9 protein-coding genes and 1 pseudogene are annotated in these 9,883 nt (G+C 72.4%); 7 read left to right on the forward strand and 3 right to left on the reverse strand.

What is annotated here, in order from left to right; all coding sequences use genetic code 11:
• Positions 1 to 46 precede the first annotated feature (46 nt).
• From AC08OO_RS18850 to AC08OO_RS18870, 5 genes and pseudogenes are all read left to right on the forward strand, one after another.
• A pseudogene (locus AC08OO_RS18850) lies at positions 47 to 364 on the forward strand (metallophosphoesterase family protein); the annotation flags it as partial.
• 152 nt (positions 365 to 516) lie between these two features.
• Positions 517 to 951, forward strand: coding sequence for an SRPBCC family protein (locus AC08OO_RS18855; RefSeq protein WP_476608200.1), 435 nt, complete (start codon positions 517 to 519; stop codon positions 949 to 951).
• A 6-nt stretch (positions 952 to 957) separates the two neighbouring features.
• On the forward strand, positions 958 to 2,172 hold the full coding sequence (locus AC08OO_RS18860; protein ID WP_476608199.1) for an ArsA family ATPase: 1,215 nt from the start codon (positions 958 to 960) through the stop codon (positions 2,170 to 2,172).
• Complete coding sequence (locus AC08OO_RS18865; protein WP_476618825.1) at positions 2,169 to 2,744, forward strand: hypothetical protein; 576 nt, start codon at positions 2,169 to 2,171, stop codon at positions 2,742 to 2,744. The genes AC08OO_RS18860 and AC08OO_RS18865 overlap by 4 nt, the downstream gene beginning before the upstream one ends.
• Complete coding sequence (locus AC08OO_RS18870) at positions 2,741 to 3,799, forward strand: ROK family glucokinase (protein WP_476611323.1); 1,059 nt, start codon at positions 2,741 to 2,743, stop codon at positions 3,797 to 3,799. The genes AC08OO_RS18865 and AC08OO_RS18870 overlap by 4 nt, the downstream gene beginning before the upstream one ends.
• A 100-nt stretch (positions 3,800 to 3,899) precedes the next feature.
• On the opposite strand, the gene AC08OO_RS18875 is transcribed toward AC08OO_RS18870, so the two are convergent.
• The 3 genes from AC08OO_RS18875 to AC08OO_RS18885 are packed head-to-tail and all read right to left on the reverse strand — an operon-like array spanning position 3,900 to position 6,845.
• Positions 3,900 to 5,144 (reverse strand): ornithine cyclodeaminase family domain, encoded by a 1,245-nt coding sequence (locus AC08OO_RS18875; RefSeq protein ID WP_476607531.1) that lies wholly within the window; start codon positions 5,142 to 5,144, stop codon positions 3,900 to 3,902.
• A 50-nt stretch (positions 5,145 to 5,194) separates the two neighbouring features.
• Positions 5,195 to 6,055 carry a hypothetical protein gene (locus AC08OO_RS18880; protein ID WP_476611324.1) on the reverse strand — a complete coding sequence of 287 codons (861 nt, stop codon included), beginning with the start codon at positions 6,053 to 6,055 and terminating at the stop codon, positions 5,195 to 5,197.
• On the reverse strand, positions 6,048 to 6,845 hold the full coding sequence (locus tag AC08OO_RS18885) for an alpha/beta hydrolase (protein ID WP_476611325.1): 798 nt from the start codon (positions 6,843 to 6,845) through the stop codon (positions 6,048 to 6,050). Before AC08OO_RS18885 ends, AC08OO_RS18880 begins: the two co-directional genes overlap by 8 nt.
• Before the next feature lie 628 nt (positions 6,846 to 7,473).
• Here AC08OO_RS18885 and AC08OO_RS18890 point away from each other — a divergent pair.
• On the forward strand, positions 7,474 to 8,355 hold the full coding sequence (locus AC08OO_RS18890; protein ID WP_476607528.1) for a lysophospholipid acyltransferase family protein: 882 nt from the start codon (positions 7,474 to 7,476) through the stop codon (positions 8,353 to 8,355).
• 260 nt (positions 8,356 to 8,615) lie between these two features.
• Positions 8,616 to 9,883, forward strand: a 1,268-nt coding sequence (locus tag AC08OO_RS18895; protein ID WP_476618826.1) for a hypothetical protein, incomplete at its 3' end; no start/stop codon positions are given.

Here is a 9,883-nt window from a genome sequence, read left to right on the forward strand (position 1 = left end):
AAGGCGGCATAGGTGATGAGCGCTATCGATCACCACGATGCAACGGCTGCAGACCCCGATGCGCACCCCCTACGAGATTGGCGACGACGCCTTCGCAGCCAAGGTCGCCGCGGTGGGCGAGGTCGACGTCCTGTGCTGCCACATCCCCCCGCACATCCCCGAGCTGGTCTACGACATCGAGGCACGCCGCTTCGAGCGCGGCAGTGTGGCGATCCTCGAAGCCATTCACGCGACCCGGCCGCGCTACGTGCTCTTCGGGCATGTGCACCAGCCGTTGACGGCCAGCCTGGAGATCGACGGCACACGCTGCGTGAACGTCGGACATTTCAATGCTCGGGGGACGCCCTTCGTTCTCAGGTGGTAGCCGGCCGCTCGGCCGGGCGCGCTCGGTGTTCCGGTAGCCTCAGGCGATCGGTCGGGGATTGTTCCCGGGCCCCGGAGAGATCCGGGTTGCCGGTGGGCCGGCGACGCCGTGCTCTTCAGCCGCGCTCGAAGAATGTGGAGGTGCTGTCTGCCATGGCGGACCACGCCCGATCGACGGTCGTCATCAACGCCCGGCCCGCCGCGGTGATGGGGGCGATCGCCGACATCTCCGCGTATCCGACCTGGATCGGCCAGATCGAGGAGGCCGAGATCCTCGATGTGGGCCCGGACGGCCGTCCCCGGCGTGCCCGGTTTCGGATCAACGCCGTCGTCATCAAGGACGAGTTCGTCAACGAGTACACCTGGAAGGGCGACGATCAGGTCGTCTGGAGCATGGTCGAGGGCCAGGCGATGTCGTCGCAGGACGGCAGCTACACCCTGCGCGACCTGGGTGACGGTAGCACCGAGGTGACCTACGACCTCACCGCCGAGACGAAGATCAAGATTCCTGGTCTGCTCCGGCGGAAGGTGCAGAGCGGCATCGTGGAGGCCGCTCTCAAGGACCTCAAGAAGTACGTCGAGAGCTGAGCGCACGTGCGGTGTGTGCTCTTCACGGGGAAGGGCGGCGGCGGTACCACCACGGTGGCAGCGGCGACCGCGATCCTCGCCGCCCAACGGGGTCACCGGACCCTCGTGCTGTCGGTCGACCCGGCCGCGGGGCTCGCCTGCGCGCTCGACCACCCGATCGGCGCCGAGCCGACCGAGCTTGAACCGGGGTTGCACGGCCAACAGGTCGACCTGCGCCGCGCGGTCGAGACCCGGTGGCCGGCCGTACGCGAGGTGCTGGCGGGCACCTGGCCGGCCATCAACGTCGATCCGTTCGACCTGGAGGAGCTGGCCTTCCTGCCGGGGGCCGTCGAGACCCTGACGCTGCTCGAACTGCGTGACGGTCTCACCAGCGAGAACTACGACCTGGTGGTGGTCGACGGAGGCCCGGCGGCGGCGCTGGTGCGGCTGCTGGCCTTTCCCGAGACGCTGTCGTGGTACTGCCGCCGGCTGCTGCCGCCCGACGGTGCCTTCGCGCGCTGGCTGCGACCCGGTTTCGGCTGGGCGGCGGCGCTCGGCGGGCGGTGGAGCGCGCTGGCGGCCCCCGCCTACGACACCGTCTCCCGCCTGCACCGGGCGGCGGTCGACCTGCGCGCGATCCTCACCGACCACGCCACCACCAGCGTCCGGCTGGTGGCGACCCCCGAGAGCTCGGCGCTCGCCGCGGCCCGCGGCAGCTTTACGGCGCTGTCGCTGCACGGGTTCACTCTGGACGGCGTCGTCGTCAACCGGATCTTTCCGCCGGCGAACGCGGACGCCTGGCGGGCGGGGTGGGCCGCCGTTCACCGCGAGCAGCTCGCCGACATCACCGCGGCCTTCATGCCCACCCCCGTCCTCCCGGTCGGCTACCGGGCGGGCGAACCGATCGGCCTGGAGGAGCTGGCCGCTTTCGGCGCGGCGACCTACGGTGAGCTCGATCCGGGGAGTGTTCTCGGGGAGCCGCTCATCGGCCCGAGCGGCCAGCCGCGGGTGGAACGCACCGAGGACGGGTTCGCGCTGTCCTTCGGCCTGCCGTTCGTCGACAGTTCCCAGATCGATCTGGCCCGGCTGGGTGATGACCTGGTGGTGACCGTGGGGTCGTACCGGCGGGCCGTTCCGCTGCCCGCGGCGTTGCGTCGCTGCAACGTGAGCACCGCCCGGCTGCGTGACGACCGGCTGGTCGTCTCGTTCGTTCCGGACCCGCGGCAGTGGGTGCGGGTATGACCACGCAGCGGTCCACCCCGGGCCGGCCCGCCGGCGCCGGGCCCGACTTCACCACGCCTTCCCCCGGCACGCCTCCCCCCGACCCGTCCGCGTTGCCCGGCCGCGGGTCGCTCGCGGTCGAAGCCGCCCTGCTCGCTGACGCCCTGCGGGACTGGGCCGCCTCGCATCTGTCCCCCGGTCCCGCCGGGCCCCCCGGTCCCGGCGCATCGTCGGCGGCGGGCTCCGCTGCCGACGATGCGCCGGCGATGCCCGATCCCCACGCGGATCCGGCGCCGGGACCCGCGGATCACACCTGGCCCTGCGCCGTGTGCCCGCTGTGCCGGCTCCTGTCGAGCCTCGCTGGCGACCGCCCCGAGGTGGTTGGCCATCTCCTCGCGGCGGCCGGATCCCTGACCGCGGCGTTCCGCGCCGCCCTCGGTGCCGGTGGGGAGGGCGCTCCCGGGCCCGCCACGCCGCGACGGCGCGAGACGGCGCGCCCCGCATACGGGGATCATCCATGGCCGGGGGACACCACCGGCACCCAACCAGCCACCGCGCTTAGACCCCGCGTGCAGAGGATCGATATCACGTGAGCATCGCTACTCCCGATAGTTCGAAGAACCTGGATATTCCGGGCAGCTTGACGGTTCCGCGCGCCGAGCGTGCCGGCGCGGCCCTCGGCCCGTTGCCGGCGGAGAACCGGATGGAGGGCCTGACGATCGGCATCGACGTTGGCGGGACGAAGGTCGCCGCCGGCGTCGTGGACGGTGCGGGGACGATCATCACTTCCCTGCGTCGGCCCACCCCGGGCCATTCGGCAGCCGAGGTCGCGGACACCATCGCCAGCGTCGTCGCGGAGCTCAGTGCCGACCACGCCGTGCGCGCGGTCGGCATCGGCGCGGCCGGGTGGGTCGACTCGGACCGGTCCCGCGTCCTGTTCGCACCGAACCTCGCCTGGCGCGACGAACCCCTGCGCGACGAGGTCGGGGGGCGCACCGGCCTGCCCGTCGTCGTGGAGAACGACGCCAACGCGATGGCCTGGGCGGAGTACCGTTTCGGGGCCGGCCGTGGCCGGCGTGACCTCGTCTGCCTGACGGTGGGAACCGGCATCGGCAGCGGCATCGTCCTGGGCGGTGAGCTCTACCGGGGCGCGTCCGGTATCGGCGCCGAGATGGGCCACATGCGGGTGGTACCCGACGGGTATCCGTGCGGTTGTGGTAACAGAGGGTGTTGGGAACAGTATGCGAGCGGGCGAGCGCTGGTCCGGCTGGCGAAGAACATCGCCACCGTGGATCCGAGTGCGGCCGTGCCCATGCTGGAGCATTGCGGCGGTGGCGTCGACGCGCTGACCGGCCCGGACGTCACCGAGGCGGCGCGCAAGGGGGACCCGGCGGCGATCAGGTGCTTCACCGAGATCGGCCACTGGCTCGGCGAGGGCATGGCGACGCTGGTCGCCGCGCTCGACCCGAACCGCTTCGTCATCGGCGGCGGCGTCTCCGACGCCGGCGAGCTGCTGCTCGGCCCGGCCCGGCAGAGCCTCCTGGCCGCTATGCCCGGGCGGGATTACCGTTCCGAGCCGGACATCGTCATCGCCGAGCTCGGATCCCAAGCGGGCCTCGTAGGCGCGGCCGACCTCGCCCGGTTCTGACCCGACCCCCACGGCGATCCCAGGAGGGTCGCCGAAGGCGATTCGGCGGAGACCCCGTACGGCGCCCTGCGACAGGGGTCCCCGCGTAGCGGCGAAGCCGCTACGCGGGGGAGGCCCGGTAGTCGGGTACCAGTTCGGCGGCGAGCTCCTCGAGGAACAGCCCGGTGTCGGCGACGACGCCGACCGCGTGCGCGCTGGTGCGTTCGATGAGGGCGTGCACCGTCGAGGGGTTGACGTCCACGCAGGCCACCGGGACCGAGGCCGGCAGGATGTTGCCGGTGGCCACGGAGTGCTGGGCGCTGGCGATCATGAGGGCGAACGCCACCCCCCGTAGCGCGGCGCGCATCGCCCGCTGGCCTGCCAGGACGTCGGTGTGGACGTCGGGCAGCGGGCCTTCGTCGCGGACCGATCCGACGAGCACGAAGGTCTTGTTGGCCTTGACCATCGCGTGCATGATCCCCTGGGTGAGCACGCCGGACTCCACGGCGGCCCGGATGGATCCCTCCCGGCGGATCGTGTTGACCGCGCGGATGTGCTGCTCGCTGCCGCGCTGCACCCGGCCGCTACGCAGCGGCCCGAGCCCCAGCGGCGATCCGTAGAGGGCAGCCTCCACGTCGAGTGTCGCCAGCGCGTTGCCGGCGAACAGCACGTCGACATAGCCAGCCCCGACGAGGGCGACCAGCGCCGGCCCGGCTCCGGTGCTCACCACCGTCTGACCCGCCACCCAGAGCACCTGCGAGCCCTCGGCCTTCACCTCGCGGATCTGGCGGGCGATCGCCCGGACCAGGACCGCCTGCGGCTGGGTGGAGCTCGGCAGCGGGGCGGCCAGGGATTCGTACTCCTCGTAGATCCGGCTGGAATGGGCGGTGACCGGCAGGACGACCTTCACCCCGTCCACGCCGCACACGATCATGTCTCCCGCGCGCACGTCGGTGACCGGTACCGTTCGCACCCGGCCGTGCGAGACGACCAGGCCGCAGTCCATCTCGGGATGCTCCACCGGCACCCACTGGCCGTCGAGGTGGACGACGGTCTCCAGATTGGTGGTGGAGTAGAAGTCCGGGGGGAAGACGCCGTCGCGGTCGGCCGGCTCGCACCGGGCCGTGCCAGACTCGATCTTGTTCACGCCGTGGACCTGGATCCGCATCAGAATGCGCATGAGCTGACTCGGTGAGTCGGCCCCCACCGTGATGACCGCGTGGGACTCGTCATCGTGGCTGCGCCCCAGGTCGATACGAACGACCCGATAGTCACCGCCATAGTCCAGCACGTCATCGAGAACCCGGGCCAGCACGCCCGTATCCATGAGATGTCCGTGGACTTCGACCTTTTCGTGATATTGCACGCCCCACGCCCTTCCATCTCGGTGCCGGTACGACGGCTGCCACGCCGCGCTCAGACCACCGCGCCGTCGTCGGGGCCGTCGAAGTCCGTGGGCGGACGGTCTCCCATCCGCGCGACCAGCGTGCCGACCCCGCCGAGGATCAGCAGAACCCCGGCGACGTTCTGGGTCCGGGACTGGTTGAAGTCGATCAGGTCCGGAACGACGAGGAACATCACACCGAGGGCGATCGAACCGAGCGCCCAGCGTGTCACGGGCCTGATCCGTGGCAGCGGTGGCGGGGGTGGAGGTTCGTAGTGCTCACCGTCCGGGTCCAGACCCGGGTCCAGATCCGGGTCGTCCAGACCCTCCGGGAGCTGGCCGGAACCCGACAGATCGCCGAAGTCGACGACGAGGTCCTCGGTGCCGCCGCGTCCCCGTCGGCCGCCCTCACCGCCCGCGGACGGGAACGGCAACTGGTCGAGCCCGGGTTCGGTCCGGTCCTCCGACACGGGCGGAGCAGCCGGCTCGAACGGCGGACGTAGGATGATCACAGTGGGGCGGTGGGTGTCGTCCAGATCCTCCGCAGCCGGCCACCGGTGGGATTCGGGCTCCTCGTCGAAGCGCGCGATGAGTTCGAAGAACGCGGCGTCGTCGGCTTTCTGGGAGCGCGGGGAGGGCCGCGGTGCGTCGCCCCCCGCGGTTGTCGCGGATCCGTCGCTGTCGCCGTCGAGACCGCCGCCACCCCGGCCGGCCGTGGGCGCGGCACCGGGCGTGGATCCGCCGCTGGTCGGCTCCTCGCGGTTCGCGGAGGTGCCACCGCCACCGGCGGGGGCGCCGCCCGGCCCGCCGAGGGGAGCCCCCTCGGGCGCGGCGCCGTCCGCCGGCGAGGGCCGGTGCTCGCCGGGTCCTGAACCCGGTGACCGCTCAGTCATCGCCGCAGGGCGCGTCGGGCACGAGCGCGCGTGGCGCGTGCCGCCGGACGAATTCCAGACTTCCTTCGAAGATCGTTTCTCGGTCGTTGTCGAGCGTCGCGACGTGGTAACTGTTCTCCAGCAGTCGTTCTTCGGCCGGGGCGCGCAGCCCGGCCAGCAGAATCGCGCCGGAGCTGGCTTCCACCACATGGTCGACGACGCTGCGGTAGGTGAGGACCGGACAGACGATCCGACCGAGCTCCGGCCGGGTCACCGCCCACAGTTGGCGCAGCGACGCGAACGGGCGCAGGGGTACCCGGTCGTAACCGACCTCGGGCACGCCCTCGGCCTTCACGTCGCCAGCCACACCAGGCACGGCGGGGATCACCCGGCTCAGCAGCGGGGCGAACGCCGCGTGCCACCGGTCGGTGGTGAGGCTGGGATTCACCGTGACGAGGCCGGCGAGGTCCCCGCCGTGCTGCTCGGCCAGCCGCAGGGCCAGGGTCCCGCCCATCGACAGCCCCATGACGAAGACCTGCTCGCAGGTGGTCCGCAGCCGCAGGAACGCGGTCTCCGCCGTGGCGTACCAGTCCGGCCAGGTAGTGGGCACCATGTCCTGCCAGCGGGTGCCATGGCCGGGCAGCAGCGGGCACGAGACTGTCAGCCCGACTGCGGAGAGGTACTCGCCCCAGGGCCGCATGCTGCCCGGGGAGCCGGTGAACCCGTGGACCAGCAGCACGCCGACCGACCCACCCTCGAACTCGAACGGTTCCGCGCCCGGGAGGACGGCCGCACCGGTGACACCCGCCATCGTGATCCGCCCTTCGTGCCTCGCGCGCCCGCCCGTATGCCGCGATGCGGGTCCGGCGACGCGCGGAGGGAAAACGCCGGTAAACGCATGCTCGCACGGTCCGCGGGCTGAGGCCACGGTCGTGCGTGTCTCACTCGCCGGGCAACATCGCCGGGCGGAAGCCGCCGGGCAACATCGCCGGGCGGAAGCCGCCGGACGGAAAGTCTCCGCCTGATGACATCGGTGATGGGTGGCTACGCGCGCGGGACATCGGGATCGAGGCGCGGTCCGCGGGGGGTGGGGGGCCCGCCGTCAGGTTTCCTGGCCGGCACCGGAGAATGACACGCCGAGCGGGGTAGACCCCGTTCGGTGGACGTCGTGATGACCTCTCCTTAGGCTCGAACAAGCCCATCATCCTTGCGACCCGGCCCTGGGCGCCCCGGCGCGGTGGGGTCGCAAGGATCGTCGGGGTCTCCGTGGCGGACCCCGGCGAGGCCGCGGGTCGTGGACCGGCGGCGTGCGCCCCGGTGCCCGACCGACCGGTCGGTTCGTGGGAGGTTCGGGCCAGGTGTGATCGGCGTCGGCGGATGAAGACGGGCGACTGGCCACGGGCGCCCCCGGCGGGCCGTCGTCGTGCGGCGGTGACCAGGTGGGAGCTGTCTTGTTCTACTGGGTGGTCAAGGTATTCCTGACACCTGCCCTGCGCCTGTTCTGGCGTCCCTGGGTCGAGGGGGCGGAGAACATCCCCCTGGAGGGGCCCGCGATCCTCGCCGGCAACCATCTCTCCTTCCTGGACCACCTCTTCCTGTCGCTGGTCGTCCCCCGCCGTGTCACCTACCTGGCGAAGAGCGACTACTTCACCGAGGCGGGCGTCAAGGGGTGGTTCAAGCGGGTGTTCTTCAGCGGCGTCGGCCAGATCCCGATCGATCGCAGCGGCGGCAAGGCGAGCGAGGGCGCGTTGCGCTCGGGGGTCCGGGTGCTCCGCCAGGGCCGCCTGCTCGGGATCTATCCGGAGGGCACCCGATCCCCGGACGGCCGGCTCTACCGCGGCAAGGTCGGTGTCGCGCGCTTGGCGCTGGAGGCCGGGGTCCCGGTCATCCCCGTGGCGATGATCGGGACTTTCGAGGTTCAGCCGCCGGGCCAGCTGGTGCCGAAGATCCGTCGGGTCGGCATCCGCATCGGCCGCCCGCTCGACTTCAGCCGCTACGCGGCCATGGCAGATGATCGCTTCGTCCTGCGCTCGGTCACCGACGAGATCATGTACGAGCTGATGGCCCTGTCCGGCCAGGAGTACGTGGACCTGTACGCGAAGCGGGCCAAGGAGGAGCTCGCGGCTGCCCGGGCACAGGCGGCTGCCGGGGCGGCCGTGGCGTCCACCGGCACGGCATCGGTCTCCCCGGCGTCCACCGGCACAGCGCCGGGTTCCTCTGGGGCGGCGACGCCGGCTCGGTCTCCGGATCAGCTCGGGCTGCCGGTCACGGCGCCGGCGAACCCACGTGCCACCAAAGACCGGATCGACCGGGCGGTCTGACCCGTTTGCGGTGGGCACGGCAGGATGGTCCGGTGTGTGGTGACAGCGTTCCTGGCTGGACGGCGATCGGTCGGCGTCGCGGCGGCTTCGAACATCCCCGGCGATTCCCGGGACGGCGTCCACTTCTGGTCGCGCTCGGCCTGATCGTCGGCTGCCTCGCGGGAACGGGCCCGGTACCCGGGGCCTCGGCGGCCGGTTCCCCTGCTGGACCCGCCGCACCTGCTGGACCCGCCGCACCTGCTGGACCCGCTGGACCGTCCGTGGGCGCCGCCCCGGCCGATACGATCGGTCGCTCGGGAACGTATCTCACGGACAGTGATCGCCGGGTGGTCGTCCTGCACGGAATCACGGTGCCGGCCGGGGTGACGCCCACCGCCGGGGACATCGACACCTGGGTCGGCTTCGGATTTACCGGGGTGCGCCTGGCGGTCCCGATGGCCAGTGGCGGCCGCTTCCCGGCGACCTCCGGTGGGCCGGTCCTCGACGGTGCCGGCGCGGCGACCACGCCCGCCGACCCCGGACTCGACCAGGCCGCCGCCCTCACCCGCATGTTCACCGACCGCGGGTTGCGGGTCACGCTGCGGATCGTGCCCGCCTCGGTGGGCTACGTGCCCTCCGTCGCCGGCCTCGCCGCGGGGCTCGAACGGTTGGCGACGCGGTTCCGCGATGTGCCGGGCCTGCTCGGCTACGAGGTGCCCGATGGTGGTGGCGGCGGTGCGGGTCTCGTTGCGGCGGTGGCCGCGCATGACGGCGCGCACCTGCTGTGGCGGGAGCGGCCTGCCCCGTTCGACGCCGCATCGACGGTGGCGGTCAATGATCCGACCGGATACCTGGTCGGCTGGAAGGACGGGTCGGCGGTCAGTGTCCGCGGTCTCGTCGCCTCCGCCGACGCGTTCGGCCTGAGCTGGTTCTACGACGTCCCGAGCCCGACCGGGGGCACGGTGGGCACCGCCGCGCCCGTCGGGAGCGGCGGCGCCGAACGCCGGGCGCCCGCCCCGCCCGCGGACATCGTCCGCCCCTACCCCGTGGCCATCGCCGGGGTACCGGAGGTGTTGCGCTTCGACGCGTCGCGGGTGCTGACGGTGGCCTACCGGACCGCGCCGTCGGCCGGGCCGCCCCTCGCTGCCGGCACGGCGACCGCGATCAGCATGCCGGCCTGGTCCTATCCGACGGGCTATCAGGTGCAGGTCACCGGGGCGCGGGTGACGTCCGCGCCCGGGGCGGGTCTGCTCTGCCTCGTCAGTGATCCCGGCGCCGCCCGGGTCGAGGTCCGGGTCTCCCCGGCGACCGGTCCCGCGGTGACTCCGCCGTCCGTCGCGGGTTCGGCAGGCTGCCGCGCGACGCCGGCGATCGTCCCGGCGGGAGGGCGGTCGCCGGGACCGGACGGTCCTCCGCGGGTGGCGGCGTCCGGGGATGACGCCACGGAGGAGTACTCCGGGCCGCTGCTGTGGCTGCTGCCGTTGGTCGGTGCCGCCTTGGCGGCGCTGCTGCTCGGGGCCTTGCTGCGCCCGTGGCGCCGGCGCTCGGG

Source organism: Frankia sp. CeCAU1, from assembly GCF_977971845.1.